At 67.1% G+C, this 16,888-nt stretch carries 16 protein-coding genes, 1 tRNA gene and 1 pseudogene; all 18 read right to left on the reverse strand.

Going from position 1 to position 16,888, the window contains the following annotated elements; genetic code table 11:
- Positions 1 to 8: 8 nt before the first annotated feature.
- Positions 9 to 1,538: an NADH-quinone oxidoreductase subunit M gene (locus ACJMKZ_RS11810; protein WP_405233416.1), complete on the reverse strand. Its 1,530-nt coding sequence runs from the start codon at positions 1,536 to 1,538 to the stop codon at positions 9 to 11.
- A 26-nt stretch (positions 1,539 to 1,564) separates the two neighbouring features.
- Positions 1,565 to 3,532: an NADH-quinone oxidoreductase subunit L gene (gene nuoL, locus ACJMKZ_RS11815; protein WP_405233417.1), complete on the reverse strand. Its 1,968-nt coding sequence runs from the start codon at positions 3,530 to 3,532 to the stop codon at positions 1,565 to 1,567.
- A 3-nt stretch (positions 3,533 to 3,535) separates the two neighbouring features.
- Positions 3,536 to 3,838, reverse strand: coding sequence for an NADH-quinone oxidoreductase subunit NuoK (gene nuoK, locus ACJMKZ_RS11820; RefSeq protein ID WP_405234155.1), 303 nt, complete (start codon positions 3,836 to 3,838; stop codon positions 3,536 to 3,538).
- A 5-nt stretch (positions 3,839 to 3,843) separates the two neighbouring features.
- Positions 3,844 to 4,449: an NADH-quinone oxidoreductase subunit J gene (locus tag ACJMKZ_RS11825; protein ID WP_405234156.1), complete on the reverse strand. Its 606-nt coding sequence runs from the start codon at positions 4,447 to 4,449 to the stop codon at positions 3,844 to 3,846.
- 66 nt (positions 4,450 to 4,515) lie between these two features.
- Complete coding sequence (gene nuoI, locus ACJMKZ_RS11830; protein WP_405233418.1) at positions 4,516 to 4,998, reverse strand: NADH-quinone oxidoreductase subunit NuoI; 483 nt, start codon at positions 4,996 to 4,998, stop codon at positions 4,516 to 4,518.
- Between the two features lie 12 nt (positions 4,999 to 5,010).
- The gene (gene nuoH / locus ACJMKZ_RS11835) at positions 5,011 to 6,045 is read right to left on the reverse strand and encodes an NADH-quinone oxidoreductase subunit NuoH (protein WP_405234157.1); all 1,035 of its coding nucleotides are present in this window, start codon (positions 6,043 to 6,045) and stop codon (positions 5,011 to 5,013) included.
- Positions 6,046 to 6,389: 344 nt separating this feature from the next.
- Positions 6,390 to 8,300: pseudogene (gene nuoG / locus ACJMKZ_RS11840) on the reverse strand (NADH-quinone oxidoreductase subunit NuoG); the annotation flags it as partial.
- A gap of 22 nt (positions 8,301 to 8,322) precedes the next feature.
- A complete protein-coding gene (gene nuoF, locus ACJMKZ_RS11845; protein WP_405233419.1) occupies positions 8,323 to 9,627 on the reverse strand; it encodes an NADH-quinone oxidoreductase subunit NuoF in 1,305 nt (434 codons plus the stop codon).
- Positions 9,627 to 10,127, reverse strand: coding sequence for an NADH-quinone oxidoreductase subunit NuoE family protein (locus ACJMKZ_RS11850; protein ID WP_405233420.1), 501 nt, complete (start codon positions 10,125 to 10,127; stop codon positions 9,627 to 9,629). The genes nuoF and ACJMKZ_RS11850 overlap by 1 nt, the downstream gene beginning before the upstream one ends.
- Positions 10,124 to 11,377: an NADH-quinone oxidoreductase subunit D gene (locus tag ACJMKZ_RS11855; RefSeq protein WP_405233421.1), complete on the reverse strand. Its 1,254-nt coding sequence runs from the start codon at positions 11,375 to 11,377 to the stop codon at positions 10,124 to 10,126. The genes ACJMKZ_RS11850 and ACJMKZ_RS11855 overlap by 4 nt, the downstream gene beginning before the upstream one ends.
- Positions 11,370 to 12,074 (reverse strand): NADH-quinone oxidoreductase subunit C, encoded by a 705-nt coding sequence (locus ACJMKZ_RS11860; protein ID WP_405233422.1) that lies wholly within the window; start codon positions 12,072 to 12,074, stop codon positions 11,370 to 11,372. Before ACJMKZ_RS11860 ends, ACJMKZ_RS11855 begins: the two co-directional genes overlap by 8 nt.
- Positions 12,075 to 12,083: 9 nt before the next feature.
- Positions 12,084 to 12,617, reverse strand: a complete 534-nt coding sequence (locus ACJMKZ_RS11865; RefSeq protein ID WP_405233423.1) for a NuoB/complex I 20 kDa subunit family protein — start codon at positions 12,615 to 12,617, stop codon at positions 12,084 to 12,086.
- Complete coding sequence (gene ndhC, locus ACJMKZ_RS11870; protein ID WP_405223764.1) at positions 12,608 to 12,913, reverse strand: NADH-quinone oxidoreductase subunit A; 306 nt, start codon at positions 12,911 to 12,913, stop codon at positions 12,608 to 12,610. The genes ACJMKZ_RS11865 and ndhC overlap by 10 nt, the downstream gene beginning before the upstream one ends.
- A gap of 239 nt (positions 12,914 to 13,152) precedes the next feature.
- Positions 13,153 to 13,237: transfer RNA gene (locus tag ACJMKZ_RS11875), tRNA-Leu, on the reverse strand.
- Between the two features lie 31 nt (positions 13,238 to 13,268).
- Entirely contained in the window at positions 13,269 to 13,703 is a 435-nt protein-coding gene (gene secG / locus ACJMKZ_RS11880; protein WP_405233424.1) for a preprotein translocase subunit SecG, read from the reverse strand.
- A 10-nt stretch (positions 13,704 to 13,713) separates the two neighbouring features.
- Entirely contained in the window at positions 13,714 to 14,475 is a 762-nt protein-coding gene (gene tpiA / locus ACJMKZ_RS11885) for a triose-phosphate isomerase (RefSeq protein WP_405233425.1), read from the reverse strand.
- 147 nt (positions 14,476 to 14,622) lie between these two features.
- A complete protein-coding gene (glmM, locus tag ACJMKZ_RS11890) occupies positions 14,623 to 15,957 on the reverse strand; it encodes a phosphoglucosamine mutase (RefSeq protein ID WP_405233426.1) in 1,335 nt (444 codons plus the stop codon).
- A complete protein-coding gene (gene folP, locus ACJMKZ_RS11895; protein WP_405233427.1) occupies positions 15,954 to 16,817 on the reverse strand; it encodes a dihydropteroate synthase in 864 nt (287 codons plus the stop codon). The genes glmM and folP overlap by 4 nt, the downstream gene beginning before the upstream one ends.
- Between the last annotated feature and the right edge of the window lie 71 nt (positions 16,818 to 16,888).

Below are 16,888 nucleotides of genomic sequence, written 5' to 3' on the forward strand. Positions count from 1 at the left end.
CGCGCCGTTCACAGTTTCGACCGGCTCATCTGATCGACCAGCTGATCCACGCTCGCCGACATGAGATCCACCAGCGGCGCCGGCCAGACGCCCAGCAGCAGCACGGCGACGGCGAGCACGCCCAGCACCAGGAACTCCCGGCCGTTGAGGTCGGACAGGCCCGCGACCCGCTCGTTGGCCACCTCGCCGAAGACCACCCGTTTCACCATCCACAGGGTATAGGCGGCGCCCAGGACGAGGGTGGTACCGGCCAGAAGCGCGTACCAGAACGAGGCCCTGAAGCTCGACAGAATCACCATGAACTCGCCGACGAAGCCGGAGGTGCCCGGCAGCCCGGCGTTGGCCATGGCGAACAGGACCATGAACGCGGCGAATACCGGCATGGTGTTCACCACGCCGCCGTAGTCGGCGATGCGCCGGGTGTGCAGGCGGTCGTACATCACGCCCACGCAGAGGAACAGGGCGCCGGAGACGAGGCCGTGGGAGACCATCTGCACCATGCCGCCGGTGAGCCCGAGCCCGGCCCCGCTGACCGAGCCGGTGGACTGCTCGATGTCCCAGAGCACGAAGAAACCGAGGGTGACGAAGCCCATGTGGGCGATGGAGGAATAGGCGATCAGCTTCTTCAGGTCCTGCTGCACGAGGGCGACGAAGCCAATGTAGACCACCGCGATCAGCGACAGCGCGATCATCAGCCAGTCCAGCGCCTGGCTGGCATCCGGCAGGATCGGCAGGGACAGGCGGACGAAGCCGTAGCCGCCCATCTTCAGCATGATCGCCGCCAGGATCACCGAACCCCCGGTCGGCGCCTCCACGTGGGCGTCCGGCAGCCAGGTATGCACCGGCCACATCGGTACCTTCACGGCGAAGGCCAGCAGGAAGGCGAGGAAGATCAGAATCTGCGCCTCCATGCCGATGGGCATGGCGTGGAAATCCAGGATGCCGTAGCTGCCCGACTGTACGTACAGCCAGATCAGCGAGACCAGCATGAACACCGAGCCGAGGAAGGTGTAGAGAAAGAACTTGATGGTGGCGTAGATCCGCCGCTCGCCGCCCCATACGCCGATGATCAGGAACATCGGCACCAGCATTGCCTCCCAGAAGACGTAGAACAGCATCGCGTCCAGCGCGCAGAACACGCCGACCATCAGCCCTTCGAGTATCAGGAAGGCGGCGAAATACTGGGCCGGGCGCTTCGTGATGCCGCGCCAGCCGGCGATGATCACCAGCGGCGTGATGAACGTGGTGAGCAGGATCAGCGGCACCGACAGCCCGTCGACGCCGAGGTGGTAGAAGACGTTGAAGGTCTCGATCCAGGACACCCGCTCGACGAACTGCATGGCGGCGCTGGCCCGGTCGAAGCCGGTGAACAGCGGGATGCTGGCGGCAAGCGTCGCGAGCGAGGTGACCAGCGCCGTCAGGCGCATGGCAGACGCGCGCGCCGAAGCCGCATCGTCGCCGTCGCCGATGACGAGCGCCAGCACGCCGCCGGCGATCGGCAACCAGATGAGCAGGCTCAGAAGAAAATCGAAATCCATGGACAGACCCGTTCAGACTCCGGCGCTCAGCCGGCCCACAACAGCCAGCCGAGCAGCGTGGTGAGACCGATCACCATCGCGAACGCATAGTGGTAGAGATAACCGGACTGCACCCGCCGTACCGCCGTGGCGATGCGCCCTATCGTGCTGGCCGTGCCATTGACCATCACGCCGTCGATGACCGTCTGGTCGCCCGCCTTCCACAGCACGTTGCCGATGCCGCGGCCGCCCGCCGCGAATACGCGCAGGTAGAGTTCGTCGGCGTAGTACTTGTTGACCAGCAGGCGGTAGACGGCCGACAGGCGCTCGCTGGCCTCCGCCGCGAGTTCCGGCCGGCGCAGCCAGACGTACCAGGCGACCGCGAGGCCCGCCAGTGCCAGATAGACGGCAGGCCCGGCGAATGCGTGCAGGATGAAACCGGCCGGACCGTGAAACTCCTCGCCCACGGCCGCCAGCGCGCCGTGCTCCGGCGCCACCCGGATGGCGTCGCCGAAGAAATCGCCGAACAGCAGCGGGCCGATGGTGAACCAGCCGATAAGCAGCGAGGGGATCGCCAGCAGCACCAGCGGGACGGTCACCACCGCCGGCGTCTCGTGCAGATGGGACCGGGTGGCGGCATCCATGCGCTCCTCGCCGTGGAAGACGAGGAAGAACATGCGGAACGAGTACAGTGCCGTGACGAAGACGCCGAGCAGCACGCTCCAGTAGGCGATGGCATGGGCCACGCTGCCCTGCTCCACCCACGCCGCGTGCACCGCCTCGATCAGGGCGTCCTTGGAGAAGAAGCCGGCCGTGCCCGGGAAGCCGATCAGCGCGAGCGAGCCGATCAGCGCCGTCCAGTAGGTGACGGGCATGTACTTCCTCAGCCCGCCCATGCGGCGAATGTCCTGCTCGTGATGCATGGCGATGATCACCGAGCCGGCCGCCAGGAACAGCAGCGCCTTGAAGAAGGCATGGGTCATCAGGTGGAAGATGCCCGCCGCATAGGCCGAGGCGCCTAGCGCCACGGTCATGTAGCCCAGCTGTGACAGGGTCGAGTAGGCCACCACCCGCTTGATGTCGTTCTGCACGATGCCGAGCAGGCCCATGAAGAAGGCCGTCACCGCGCCGATGATCAGCACGAAACCCAGAGCAGTGGCCGAGAGTTCGTACAGCGGCGACATGCGCGCCACCATGAAGATTCCCGCCGTGACCATCGTGGCCGCGTGGATCAGCGCGGAGATCGGCGTGGGGCCCTCCATGGAGTCCGGCAGCCAGACGTGCAGGGGCACCTGGGCCGATTTGCCCATGGCGCCGATGAACAGCAGGATGCAGATCACCGTCATGGCGTTCCACGGGCTGCCGGCGAAGATCGCGATCTCCTGACCGGCGATGCGCTCGGCCTGGGCGAAGGTCTCGGCGTAGTCCAGCGTGCCGGCGAACATCACCACGGCGGCGATGCCGAGGATGAAGCCGAAATCGCCCACCCGGTTCACCAGGAACGCCTTCAGGTTGGCGACGATGGCCGTGGGTTTCTTGTACCAGAAGCCGATCAGCAGGTAGGACACCAGCCCAACCGCCTCCCAGCCGAAGAACAGCTGCAGGAAGTTGTTCGACATCACCAGCATCAGCATGGCGAAGGTGAACAGGGAGATGTAGCTGAAGAAGCGCTGGTAGCCCGGGTCGTCGTGCATGTAGCCGATGGTGTAGATGTGCACCATCAGCGAGACGAAGGTCACCACGACCATCATCAGCGCGCTCAGCCGGTCGATAAGGAAGCCCACCTCCATGCGCAGACCGTCGGTGACGGCCCAGGTGTAGACGGTGTAGTTCTGCACCTCGCCGCCGTCGAACACCAGGTCCTTCAGCACCAGCAGCGAGAGCACCGCGGAGAGGCCCACGGCGAGGATGGTGATCCAGTGCGACCCGGCCCGGCCGATCTGCCGGCCGAACACGCCCGCAATGATGGCGGCGACGAGGGGCGCGAGGACGATGATGAGATGCATCGCTTGCATGCGCTAGCCCTTCATCGCGTCCATGTTCTCGACATCGATACTGCGCCGGCTGCGGAACAGCACCACCAGGATGGCCAGCCCGATGGCCGCCTCGGCCGCCGCCACTGTCAGGATGAAGAACACGAATACCTGGCCGAGTTCATTGCCCACGTAGCGGGAGAAGGCCACGAAATTGAAGTTCACCGCCAGCAGCATGAGCTCGATGCACATCAACAGCAGGATGACGTTCTTGCGGTTGATGAAGATACCGGCGACCGCCAGCGAGAACAGGATCGCCGACAGCGTGAGGTAGTGCTGCAGTCCGATGCCGCTCACTGGCGCTCCTCCGAATCCATGCTGACCAGGCGCACCCGATCCTCGCGGCGGGCGCTCACCTGCCGGGAGATGTTCTGCACCTTCAGGCCGGGGCGCCGGCGCATGGTCAGCGTAATCGCGGCGACGATGGCGAGCAGCAGTATCACCGCGGCCAGCTCGAAGGCGTACACGTGCTCGGTGTAGAGCACCGAGCCCAGCGCCTTGGTATTGCTGTAGCCCTCCGGCAGGGGCGGCGCGTCCGCCATCGTCGTGAGCCCGCGGCTCTTCGCCCAGATGACCTGCACCAGCTCGACCACCATGATCGCGGCGACCACCAGGCCCAGCGGCGCGTAGCGGGTGAGACCCTCGCGCACCGCTTCCACGTTGACGTCGAGCATCATGACGACGAACAGGAACAGCACCATGACCGCGCCTACATAGACAAGCACCAGCACGATGGCCAGGAACTCCGCCTCCGCCAGCAGCCACAGCACCGCGCTGTTGAAGAAAGCCAGCACGAGGAACATCACGGAATACACCGGGTTCCGCGAGAAGATCACGCCGAGTGCCGCACCGATCAGCACGGCGCTGAAGACGTAGAAGAGCAGCGTCTCAAACAAAATCCGGTCCCCAATGGCTCCCGCTCCCGGGAGCCCCTAGTCAGTAGTGGTCGATTGCGGCGCCCTGCCCTAGCGGTAGGGCGCGTCCGCGGCCTTGTCGGCGGCGATCATCGGTTCGTACTTCTCGCCGACGGCCAGCAGTTTCTCCTTGGTCATGATGTTCTCGCCCCGGTTCTCCATGTGGTACTCGTGGATCCGGGTCTCGACGATCGCATCCACCGGGCATGCCTCTTCGCAGAACCCGCAGTAGATGCACTTGAACAGATCGATATCGTAACGGGTCGTGCGGCGCGTGCCGTCCGGCCCCACGTCGGATTCGATGGTGATGGCCAGCGCCGGACAGACCGCCTCGCAGAGCTTGCAGGCGATGCAGCGCTCCTCCCCGTTCGGGTAGCGGCGCAGGGCGTGCAGACCGCGGAAGCGCGGCGACTGCGGCGTCTTCTCCTCCGGGTACTGCACCGTGACCTTGGTGCGGAACAGATTCCGCCCGGTCAGCATCAGGCCGCGCCAGAGCTCGAGCAGCAGAAACGTCTTGAGGATATTCCTGACCATCCGCGCTCTCCCCTACACGCCTGCCGCCAGCCGCGCCCAGGGGCCCACCTTCAGCCACGCGAGCAGGCCCTCGACGGCGATCCAGACGATCGTCACCGGGATGAAGACCTTCCATCCGAGCCGCATGATCTGGTCGTAACGGTAGCGCGGGAACGTCGCCCGCAACCACAGGAAGCAGAACAGGAAGAATGCGGTCTTCAGCGCGAACCAGAAGAAGCCCGGCTGCACGATCCAGGCGTTCCCGCTGATGCCGGCGAACCCGATCAGACCCTCGAACGGCGACAGCCAGCCGCCCCAGAACAGCACCGCCGTGAGCGCAGAGATCAGCACCATGTTGGCGTACTCGGCCAGGAAGAATACGGCGAAGGCGATGCCGGAGTACTCCACGTGGAAGCCGGCGACGATCTCCGATTCTCCCTCGGCCACGTCGAACGGCGCCCGGTTGGTCTCCGCGACGCCGGAGATGAAATAGACGGCGAACAGCGGCAGCAGCCACAGCCAGAACCAGTTGGTGATGCCGCCCTGCTGGGCGCGGATGATCTCGCCGAGGTTCAGGCTGCCGGCCGCCATCAGCACGCCGACCAGGGCGAAGCCCATCGCGATCTCGTAGGCGACGATCTGCGCGGCGGAGCGCATGGCGCCGAGGAAGGCATATTTCGAGTTGGTGGCCCAGCCGGCCAGGATGACGCCGTAGACACCCACCGAGGTGAGTGCCAGCACGTACAGGAGTCCCGCGTCGATGTCGGCCAGGACGAAGTCCTCGCTGAGCGGAATCACGGCCCAGGTGGCCAGCGCCGGCGTGATGGACAGCAGCGGCGCGATCACGAACAGGAAACGGCTGGAGTTGGTGGGTACCACGACCTCCTTCATCAGCAGCTTCAGCACGTCGGCGAACGGCTGCAGCAGGCCCCGGAAGCCCACCCGGTTCGGCCCGATGCGGTTCTGGATGGAGCCGATCACCTTGCGCTCGGCCAGCGTCAGGAAGGCCACGGTCAGGATCACGCACACCATCACGGCCACGATCTGGGTGGTAACGACCGTGACCATCTGCACCGTCTCCGGCAACCGGCCCAGCAGCCCGAAACTGATGAGATTCAGGAAATCGTTCACCCCGCGGCCTCCAGCCGGTCGTCGTGCTCACTGCGCTCGCGGCCCTCGCGACCGTCGACCGTCAGTTGCAGCGCGTGGGCGTGACGAACCAGCGCGTCCACCCGGTAGATGGGCACGTCGAGTATCGAGCCCTCGGGCGCCTCCGCCGCCTCGCAAACATGCTCGCCCGCGTAGGCGTTGTCCGGTACCGGCGTGCCGATCCTGCCGAGTGCCTCGTCGCGTACCTGATCCGCGGAGACGTAATCGAAGCCGGGCGCGTCCAGCAGGTTGCCGATCACCCGCAGTATCTTCCAGCCGGGACGCGCCTCGCCCACCGGGCTGGCGACACCGGCGAAGCTCTGCACACGCCCCTCGCCGTTCACGAAGGTGCCGGCCGTCTCGAATGCAGTGCCGAGCGGCAGCATGACATCCGCGGCGGCCTCGACGCCGGGCGTGCGATAGGCGGTCAGCGCCGCGACGAACTCGCTGCCGGCGAATGCCTGCCGCGCGTCGGCGGCGAAGTCCTCGTCCGGGTCGGCGCCCATCAGCAGCAACCCGCGCGGCGGCTCCGCGAGCAGGCTGGCCACATCCCGGCCGGGCGTCTCCCGGCGAGCTCCGGCCGCCGCGCGATGGGGCAGCACACCGGCCAGGCAGGCCCCGGCCGCATTGGCGCCCTCCGAGACATAGCCGAGCCCCGAGCCGGTCAGCTCCGCCAGCGCGGCTGCCAGCGCGCGCAGATCCGCGTAGCGCGGGTGCCGCCCGGCGATCTGCCCGAGCAGTATCAGCCCGTCGTCGCCCTCGGCGAGGCTGGCCGCGGCGCGGCGCTGTTCGTCGTCGGGGGTGACGCCCTCGGTCAGAGCCTGCACCGACTCCGGGATCGCCCTCTCCCGCAGTTCCGCGGCAGCGACCGTCACGCCGGCCAGCCCGGCGAGCAGACCGCCCTCGGCGCAGGCCTCCACGCCGAAGAAATAGGGATAGCGCTGCGGGTTCACGAAGGAAACCTTTGCGCCGCCCACGGCCGCCTTGCGGACGCGATGGGCGAGCATCGGCACCTCCTTGCGCAGGTTCGAGCCCACGACCAGCACGGCGTCGAGGTCCTCGATGCCCTCCAGCGAACGGCCGAGCGCGGGGAACACGGGGTCTGCGTCCTGATCGCGAAAGTCGCGCCGGCGCAGGCGATGGTCCAGATTCGCGGTGCCCAGATGCTCGCCCAGGCGGGCCAGCAGATGGCATTCCTCGAGGGTCGCCGAAGGCGCCGTCAGCAAAGCGACATCGGCCGGATCCGCTGCGGCGATCTCGCGCAGGCGCTCGGCCGTCACCGACAGCGCGTCCTCCCAGGACACCGGCTCCCAGTGCCCGTCGCGCTTCACCATGGGCTCGCGCAGCCGGGCCTCGCTGTAGATGCCCTCGTAGCTGAATCGATCCCGATCGGCGATCCAGGTCTCGTTGATCGCCTCGTTGCGGCGGGGAACGATGCGCTTGACCGTGCCCCGGAGCACGTGTGCATGGAGGTTGCTGCCCGCGCAGTCGTGCGGCGACACCATCGGCCGCTGCACCATCTCCCAGGCGCGCGCGCTGTAGCGGTAGGGCTTGTTGTTCAGCGCGCCCACCGGGCAGACGTCGATGATGTTGCCGGAGAGTTCGTGATCGACGCTCTTCTCGATGTAGGTGCCGATCTTCATGTGCTCGCCGCGATCCGTGGTGCCCAGCTCCTGGATGCCGGCGATCTCCTGGCCGAAGCGCACGCAGCGGGTGCAGTGAATGCAGCGGGTCATGTCGGTGGATACGAGCGGACCCAGGTCCTGGTCCTTCACCACCCGCTTGCCTTCGGTGTAGCGGGAGACGTCACGGCCGAAGCCCATGGCGAGGTCCTGCAGCTCGCACTCGCCGCCCTGGTCGCAAATGGGGCAGTCCAGCGGGTGGTTGATGAGCAGGAACTCCATGGTGGCCTTCTGCGCCGAGACCGCCCTGGCGGAACGGGTGAAGACCTTCATGCCTTCGTTGACCGGGGTGGCGCACGCGGGCAGCGGCTTCGGTGCCTTCTCCACCTCTACCAGGCACATACGGCAGTTGGCGGCCACGGACAGCTTCTCGTGGTAGCAGAAACGCGGCACGTAGATGTTCGCCGCATCCGTGACCTCGATCAGCATCTGGCCCTTGCGCGCCTGCAGGGGCTTGCCGTCGACTTCTATGTTGACCAGATCGTCGCTCATGGTGCTCGTTGTGCGGTACGGGTCACGCGGCCCGGCGGTCGTCGTCCTCGACGATGCTCCGGCCCTTGTGCTCGACCATGTATTCGAATTCGTGGCGGAAGTGTCTCAGGAAGCTCTGCACCGGCCACGCGGCGGCGTCGCCCAGCGCGCAGATGGTGTGTCCCTCGATCTTGTTGGCCACGTCGAGGAGTTTGTCCAGATCGCCTGCCGTCGCCTCGCCCTGGAGCATGCGGGTCAGCATGCGGTACAGCCAGCCCGTGCCCTCGCGGCAGGGCGTGCACTGGCCGCAGGACTCGGCCATGTAGAAGCGCGAGATGCGCCGCAGGACGCGCACCATGCAGGTGGTCTCGTCCATCACCATCACGGCGCCGGTGCCGAAGGACGAGCCCGCCTCCTTCAGCGAGTTGTAGTCCATGGTGCAGCCCATGATGATGTCGGCCGGCAGCACCGGTACCGAGGAGCCGCCCGGGATCACCGCCTTCAGCTTGCGCCCGCCCAGCATGCCGCCGCAGCGCTCCAGGAGGTCCGGGAACGGGATACCCATGGGCAGTTCCAGATTCTGGGGGCGTTCCACGTGCCCGGAGACGGAGAAGATCGCAGTGCCGCCGGACCCCTCCACGCCCAGGTCCGAGAACCACCTGGCACCGTTGCGGATGATGGACGGCACGCTGGCGAGCGACTGGGTGTTGTTCACCGTGGTGGGCTTGCCGTACACGCCGAAGTTCGCGGGGAACGGCGGCTTGAAGCGCGGCTTGCCCTGCTTGCCTTCGAGGGACTCCAGCAGCGCCGTCTCCTCGCCGCAGATGTAGGCGCCGGCGCCCACGAAGGTATACAGGTCGAAATCGATGCCGGAGCCGCGGATGTCCCTGCCGAGCAGCCCCGCCTCGTAGGCCTCGGCCAGCGCCGCCTCGAACCTCGGCACCGGCTCTTCCATGAACTCCCCGCGGATGTAGTTGTAGCCCACCGTGGCGCCCATCGCATAACCGGCGATGGCCATCCCCTCGACGAGGCTGTGGGGGTTGTAGCGCAGAATCTCCCGGTCGTGGCAGGTGCCCGGCTCGCTCTCGTCCGAGTTGCAGACGATGTACTTCTGCACCGGCGCGCTGCGCGGCATGAAGCTCCACTTCAGGCCGGTGGGGAAGCCGGCGCCGCCGCGGCCCTTGAGCCCGGACTCCTTGACCTCCTCGATCACCGCCTCCGGTGTCATCTCGCCCTTCAGGATGCGCTCCCACGCCTCGTAGCCGCCCACCTTGCGGTAGGCCTCGAGGCTCCAGGGCGAGTCCTGCCCGAGCGTCGCGTAGCAGACCAGATTCTCGTTAGCGCTCATCAGTCCAGTGCGTCCAGTATCTCGTCGATGCGCTCGGCGGTGAGGTTCTCGTGGTAGACGTGGTCCACCATCATCATCGGCGCCCCGCAACAGGCGGCGAGGCACTCCTCTTCGCGCTTCAGGTAGATGCGCCCGTCCTGCGTGCTCTCACCCAGGGAGACGCCGAGTTTCTTCTCGACGTGCTCCACCAGGTCTTCCGCGCCTCGCAGCATGCAGGAGACATTGGTGCAGATCGAAACGCTGTGCCGGCCCACCGGCTTCGTCTCGAACATCGAATAGAACGTGGCGACTTCGTACACCTGGATGGGCGGCAGCTCCAGGTAGGCCGCGACGGCGTCCATGAGCTCCGGCGTCAGATAGCCGTCGTTCTGGTGCTGCGCGGCATGCAGCGCGCCGATCACCGCCGAGCGTTTGCGGTCCTCGGGAAAGCGCGCGGTCCACTTGTCGATCTCCTCGCGCACGTGGGGGCTCAGTTCGGGCGCTACCGTCTGTTCCGTCACCGGTCCACCTCCCCGAACACGATGTCCTGGGTGCCGATCACGGCAACCACGTCGGCCAGCATGTGGCCCTGCACCATCTCGTTCATGGCGGCCAGATGGGCGAAGCCCGGCGCCCGCACCTTCAGCCGGTAGGGCTTGTTGGCTCCGTCCGAGATCAGATAGCAGCCGAACTCGCCCTTCGGCGCTTCCACGGCGGCATAGGCCTCGCCTTCCGGCACCACGTAGCCCTCCGTGAAGAGCTTGAAGTGGTGGATCAGCGATTCCATGTCATCCTTCATCTCGACCCGGCTCGGCGGCGCGATCTTGCGGTCGTCCAGCATCACGGGGCCCGGGTTCCGCTCCAGCCAGTCGATGCACTGGCGGATGATCCGGTTGGACTGGCGCAGTTCCTCGATGCGTACCAGGTAGCGGTCGTAGCAGTCGCCGTTGATCCCCACCGGGATATCAAAGTCGAGCCGGTCGTAGACCTCATAGGGCTGCTTCTTGCGGAGGTCCCACTCGATGCCAGAGCCGCGCAGCATGGGACCGCTGAAGCCCAGCTGCAGCGCGCGCTCCGGCGAGACCACGCCGATGTTAACCGTGCGCTGCTTCCAGATGCGGTTGTCGGTGAGCAGAGTCTCGTAGTCGTCCACGCAGGCCGGGAAGCGGTCGGTAAAGTCGCGGATGAAGTCGAGCAGCGAGCCCTCCCGCGCCCGGTTCATCTCATCCACTTCCTTCTGGCTGTGCCACTTCGACGGCTGGTACTTCGGCATCTCCTTCGGCAGGTCGCGGTAGACGCCGCCGGGGCGGTAGTAGGTGGCATGCATCCGCGTGCCCGACACCGCCTCGTAGCAGTCCATGAGGTCTTCGCGCTCACGGAAACAGTACAGGAACATGGTCATGGCGCCGATATCCAGCCCGTGGGCGCCGAGCCACATCAGGTGGTTCAGGATGCGCGTGATCTCGTCGAACATCACCCGGATGTACTGGGCGCGGAGCGGCGGCGTGATGCCGAGCAGCTTCTCGATGGCCATCACGTAGCCGTGCTCGTTGCACATCATGGACACGTAGTCGAGCCGGTCCATGTAGCCGATGCTCTGGTTGTAGGGCTTCGACTCGGCCAGCTTCTCGGTGGCCCGGTGCAGGAGACCCACGTGGGGGTCCGCCTTCTGGATCACCTCGCCGTCCATCTCCAGCACGAGGCGCAGCACGCCGTGAGCCGCCGGATGCTGGGGCCCGAAGTTCATGGTGAAATTCTGAATCTCAGCCATCGTCGCCGGTCCTCCTGAGGGCGGGCTCGTAACGATGGTCGTCGCGGATCACCTTCGGCACCAGCGTGCGCGGCTCGATGGTGACCGGCTGGTAGGCCACGCGGCGCTTTTCCGGGTCGTAGCGCACCTCCACGTTGCCGGACAACGGGAAGTCCTTGCGGAACGGATGGCCGATGAAGCCATAGTCGGTGAGGATGCGGCGCAGATCCGGGTGGCCGTCGAAGAGGATGCCGAACAGGTCGAAGGCCTCACGCTCGAACCAGTCGGCCGACGCCCAGATGTCCGTGACCGACGGCATGCGCGGCGGGTTGCCCGGGCCGCAGTAGACGCGCAGCCTGAGCCGCCGGTTCTCCGCTACGGAGAGCAGATGGTAGACCACCGCGAAGCGCTTCGGGTAGAAGCTCTCGGCATCGTCGATGATGACCGGCTCCCGATCCACGCCTCGTGAGAAACCGGTGTCCGTGGCGTCCCGGGTCTTCCACTCGGCATGCCCGTAGTCCAGGTAGTCGACGCCGCAGACGTCCATCAGCATGTCGAAGGCGAAGTCGTCTTCGTCCCGCAGCGCCGTGGCCACCTCGAGCAGGCGATGTTTCTCCACCTCGAAGGTGACCTCACCGCAGGTGGACGGGATGCGGGTGACCGCTTCGCCGAAGCGCTCGTCGATGGCCGCAGCCAGAGCCTCTCTGCGTTCACTCATGCGGATGCCTCAACGCGCGATCGTGCTGGTGCGCCGGATCTTCTTCTGCAGCTGGATGATGCCGTAGAGGAGCGCTTCCGCGGTGGGCGGACAGCCCGGCACGTAGACGTCCACCGGGACGATGCGGTCACAGCCGCGCACGACCGAGTAGCTGTAGTGGTAGTAGCCGCCGCCGTTCGCGCACGAACCCATGGAGATCACCCAGCGCGGCTCGGGCATCTGGTCGTAGACCTTGCGCAGCGCGGGCGCCATCTTGTTCACCAGCGTGCCGGCCACGATCATCACGTCGGACTGGCGCGGGCTCGGCCGGAAGATCACGCCGAAGCGGTCCAGATCGTAACGGGCCGCACCGGCGTGCATCATCTCCACGGCGCAGCAAGCCAGGCCGAATGTCATCGGCCACATGGAGCCCGTGCGCGCCCAGTTCACGACATTGTCGACCGCGGTAACGACGAACCCCTTCTTCTGGATACTGCCTTCGGGCAGCGGCGCGCGGGCCTCGTCCAGGCCGAATTCCTGCCTGTCCGCCTCGCTCAGTCCCATTCCAGAGCCCCCTTCTTCCACTCGTAGATGAAGCCGACAACGAGGATGGCGAGGAACAGCGCCATGGCCAGCAGGCCGAAGCCGCCGACCGTATCGAGCGATACGGCCCACGGGAAGAGGAACGCAATCTCCAGATCGAAGATGATGAACAGGATGGCCACCAGGTAGTAGCGCACGTCGAAACGCATGCGCGAATCCTCGAAGGCCTCGAAGCCGCACTCGTAGGGCGCGAGCTTCTCCGGATCCTTGCTGCCGTGGCCGAAGACGAAGCCGAGTATCAGCAACAGTACGCCGATGCCCGCCGACAGCGCGAGGAAGATCAGAATGGGCAAATAGTTTTCCAGCACGATAGGTGCAGCCTGAAATCTCGACAGATGGAAACCTCGGGGCCGATAGGCCCCCAGTCGGCTCGCCATTGTATCAGCCCGACGGCATGGTGTAACGCTCACGGGATGCCATTGCGGCATACACCGGACTTGTCCAGAAATCAAAAAAAAGCGGCGGCCCCTGCCGGGACCGCCGCTCATCTCGTTTGTGGTGCCGACGGCCGGACTCGAACCGGCACGGCTTGCGCCACTGCCCCCTCAAGACAGCGTGTCTACCAATTCCACCACGTCGGCATCGATCGAACGAATCTCATTACCGGGCCGTTTACTGGCCCTCGCCGTCGCCGCCTTCTTCCGCGGGCTGATCGACCGCCGGCAACTGATCCAGGCTCTCGTCCCGGCTATCGCCTGCGGACTCCGGCAGCGGCAGCGGGTCCTCGATATCCTCGGCCGGCAGCGCCTGCGCCGGGCCCTGTTCGGTCTGCCCCGCCTCCTGCTCGAGCAGGCTCTCGCTGCCGCCCTGTTGACCGCTCAGGTAGGCGAGCGCCAGGCAATTGGCGAAAAACAGGGTGGCCAGCACCGCGGTGGCACGGGACAGAAAGCTGCCCGTGCCGCGGGCGCCGAACACCGTGCCGGACGCGCCGGAACCGAAGGCAGCACCCGCGTCGGCCCCCTTGCCTTTCTGCAGCAGGACCAGCGCGATGATGCCGATGGCCATGAAGACCAGCGCCACCGTCAGGACGACGTAAAGTGTGCTCATAGTGTGTCTCTTATCCTGCCGCGGCAGCCGCACGCCCGATGGCGAGGAACTCCGCGGCCTTCAGCGACGCGCCGCCGATCAGGCCGCCGTCGATGTCTTCCCGGGCGAACAGGCCCGGCGCATTGTCGCCCTTCACGCTCCCGCCGTACAGGATGCGCAGCCCGTCGGCCACCTTCGCGTCCCGGTCTCGCACCAGCCCGCGGATGAAGGTATGCACCTCCCCCGCCTGCTCGGGGCTGGCCGTGCGGCCCGTGCCGATGGCCCAGACGGGCTCGTAGGCCACCACGGCGTCGGCGAACGCCGCGATGCCGACCTCGTCGATCACTGCGAGCAGCTGCCGGCGGATCACCGCCTCCGTCTCGTCCGCCTCCCGTTGCTCCAGCGTCTCGCCGATGCAGAGGATGGGCACCAGACCCTGGCCGTGCGCGGCGGCGAACTTGGCCGCCACCCGGTCGTCGGTCTCGCCGTACAGAGTGCGCCGCTCCGAATGGCCCACGATCGCGTAACGGCAACCGAGATCGGCCAGCATGGCGGCGGAGACTTCGCCGGTGTACGCACCGGACTCGTGCTCGGAGACGTCCTGGGCACCCAGCTCGACGCCGCTGCCGCCGAGCTGCTCGCCCACCGAGGCCAGATACGCCGACGGCGGGCACACCAGGAACTCCACGCCCGGCGCCTCGCCCACCCCCTGGAGGATGCCGTCGATCAGCGCCCGGTTGTCCGCCAGGCTCCCGTTCATCTTCCAGTTGCCGGCGACCAGATATTGTCTCACAGTGCGTCTCCGCGCCCCGTGGCCGGGGCCGTGAAAGGGCGCGAAGGATACCGGCCGCACCGGCGCAAATCAATGTCCGGCAAGGCCCAGCAAGGCCGGCAAAGGCCCGCACGGCAGCGGCCCTGCGCCGCGACCCGCGGCACCGCCTCAGGCCGCGCTGCGCTCCACGACCGCGGCGATGCGGTGGGCCAGCTCCTCCACCTCGCCGGCGTCCTCGCCTTCCACCATCACGCGGATGACCGGCTCGGTACCCGACGGCCGCAGCACCACCCGACCGCGCCCCCCCAGGTGCTCCTGCACCTCCGCGACGGCCTTCTGCACGGGGGCCGAGCCGTCCAGATCGATGCGGCTCGCCACGCGGACGTTGACCATGTGCTGGGGCATCCGCGGCATGCCGGCGGTCAGCGCCTTCAGCGACTCGCCGCTGTCCTTCATGATGGCCAGCATCTGCAACGCGCTCACCAGCCCGTCGCCGGTGGTGGTGCGGTCCAGGCAGATGATGTGACCGGATGTCTCGCCGCCCAGGGTTCCGCCCGTCTCGCGCAGGAGCTGCATCACGTAGCGATCGCCGACCTTGGCACGCCGGAAGTCGATGCCGGCCTCCCGCAGGGACAGTTCCAGGCCGAGGTTGCTCATGACCGTGCCCACGACGGGCCCGCGCAGTTCGCCGGAGCGCTGGCGCGCCAGCGCCACCACGTAGAGCAGCTGATCGCCGTCGACGATGTTGCCCTCGTGATCGACCATCACCACCCGGTCGCCGTCGCCGTCGAGCGCGATGCCCACGTCGGCGCGCACCCCGGGCACGGTCAGCTGCAGCAGCTCCGGATGCAGCGAGCCGCAGCCGTCGTTGATGTTGCGGCCGTTCGGCGAGCAGCCGATGGGGATCACCTCGGCGCCCAGTGCGCCCAGCACCCGAGGCGCGACCTTGTAGCCCGCGCCGTTGGCGCCGTCGATCACGACCTTCAGGCCCCGCAGGCTCAGGTCGGGGGGCAGCGTGGACTGGCAGAACTCCATGTACTGGCGCCGCGCGCTGTCGATGCGCTGGGCCTGACCCAGGTGGGCGGAGTCCTTGGTGCGCGCCGGCTGCTCCAGCCCCTCCTCGATGGCGAGCTCGATCTGGTCGGAGAGCTTGCCGCCCTGGCGGTCGAAGAACTTGATGCCGTTGTCGTAATAGGGATTGTGTGAGGCGCTGATCACCACGCCCAGGTCCGCCTCGAACTTCTGGGTCAGGTGCGCGATGCCGGGGGTCGGCAGCGGCCCGAGCAGCAGCACGTCGGCGCCGGCGGCCACGAAGCCGGCCTCCAGCGCGGATTCGAACATATAACCGGAGACGCGCGTGTCCTTGCCGATCAGCACCTTGCCGCCGTCCGGCACCAGCACCTCCGCGGCGGACGAAGCCAGCCGCATGGCGAATTCCGCCGTCATGGGATGATCGCCGACGCGCCCCCGGATGCCGTCGGTACCGAAATATCGTCTGCTCAAGTCCCTTCCCCTTGTTCCCTGGCCCCGGCAACTGCCGCGAGTGCCGCGACAATAGCCAGCGCGTCCCGCGTCTCGGCCACGTCGTGAGCCCGTATGATATGGGCGCCGCGCTCCGCCGCCAATGCCGCCAGCACCACACTGCCGACCATGCGTTCCTCCACGGGACGACCCGTGAGTGCCGCCAGCAGCGACTTGCGGGACAGCCCTGCGAGTACGGGGTAACCCGTGCCACGGAGCGTGCCCAGGCCGGACAGCAGCGCCAGGTTGTGCGCCACGGTCTTGCCGAAACCGAAGCCGGGGTCGATCACGATCCGCTCCCGGCCGATGCCGGCAGCTTCGCAGTCCGCCGCCCGCGAGACCAGGAACTCCGTCACTTCCGCCACGACATCATCGTAGCGGGGATCGGCCTGCATGGTGCGCGGCTCGCCCTGCATGTGCATCAGGCAGATGCCGGCATCCAGGGCGGCCGCCGCCTCCAGCGCACCGGGCCGGCGCAGGGCATAGACGTCGTTGATCATGGAGGCGCCCGCGGCAACCGCCTCCCGGATGACTTCGGGCTTGGACGTATCCACGGAGATGGCCACGTCGAGATCGCTGCGGATAGCCTCGATCACGGGCAGCACGCGGTCGAGTTCCTGCTGAGCCGAGACCGGCTCCGCGCCGGGCCGGGTGGACTCGCCGCCCACGTCCACGATGGCTGCCCCTGCGCCGACCATGGCGCGCGCCTGTTCCAGCGCCTCGCCGCGGCCCGTGAACCGGCCGCCGTCGGAGAACGAGTCCGGGGTGGCGTTCAGCACGCCCATGACGACCGGGCTCGAGAGATCGAGGGTCGTCCCGCCCAGCTTCAGCGCGTTACTCATGCTCCCATGCTCACGCTCGGATGTTCGCGGCCCGCGTTCGCGTCACCCAAACGAAACCGGCAGCCCTGGGG

This window comes from Lentisalinibacter salinarum (assembly GCF_040706555.1).
In the GTDB taxonomy this organism is placed as follows: Bacteria; Pseudomonadota; Gammaproteobacteria; order Steroidobacterales; family Woeseiaceae; genus Lentisalinibacter; species Lentisalinibacter salinarum.

Bases quoted from the DNA above. Each gene is read 5' to 3' on its own strand.
- ACJMKZ_RS11810 (WP_405233416.1), bottom strand. From the start codon at position 1,538: ATGGATTTCGATTTTCTTCTGAGCCTGCTCATCTGGTTGCCGATCGCC.
- nuoL (WP_405233417.1), bottom strand. From the start codon at position 3,532: ATGCAAGCGATGCATCTCATCATCGTCCTCGCGCCCCTCGTCGCCGCC.
- nuoI (WP_405233418.1), bottom strand. From the start codon at position 4,998: ATGGTCAGGAATATCCTCAAGACGTTTCTGCTGCTCGAGCTCTGGCGC.
- nuoH (WP_405234157.1), bottom strand. From the start codon at position 6,045: ATGGTCACGGTCGTTACCACCCAGATCGTGGCCGTGATGGTGTGCGTG.
- nuoF (WP_405233419.1), bottom strand. From the start codon at position 9,627: ATGAGCGCTAACGAGAATCTGGTCTGCTACGCGACGCTCGGGCAGGAC.
- ACJMKZ_RS11855 (WP_405233421.1), bottom strand. From the start codon at position 11,377: ATGGCTGAGATTCAGAATTTCACCATGAACTTCGGGCCCCAGCATCCG.
- ACJMKZ_RS11860 (WP_405233422.1), bottom strand. From the start codon at position 12,074: ATGAGTGAACGCAGAGAGGCTCTGGCTGCGGCCATCGACGAGCGCTTC.
- ACJMKZ_RS11865 (WP_405233423.1), bottom strand. From the start codon at position 12,617: ATGGGACTGAGCGAGGCGGACAGGCAGGAATTCGGCCTGGACGAGGCC.
- secG (WP_405233424.1), bottom strand. From the start codon at position 13,703: ATGAGCACACTTTACGTCGTCCTGACGGTGGCGCTGGTCTTCATGGCC.
- folP (WP_405233427.1), bottom strand. From the start codon at position 16,817: ATGAGTAACGCGCTGAAGCTGGGCGGGACGACCCTCGATCTCTCGAGC.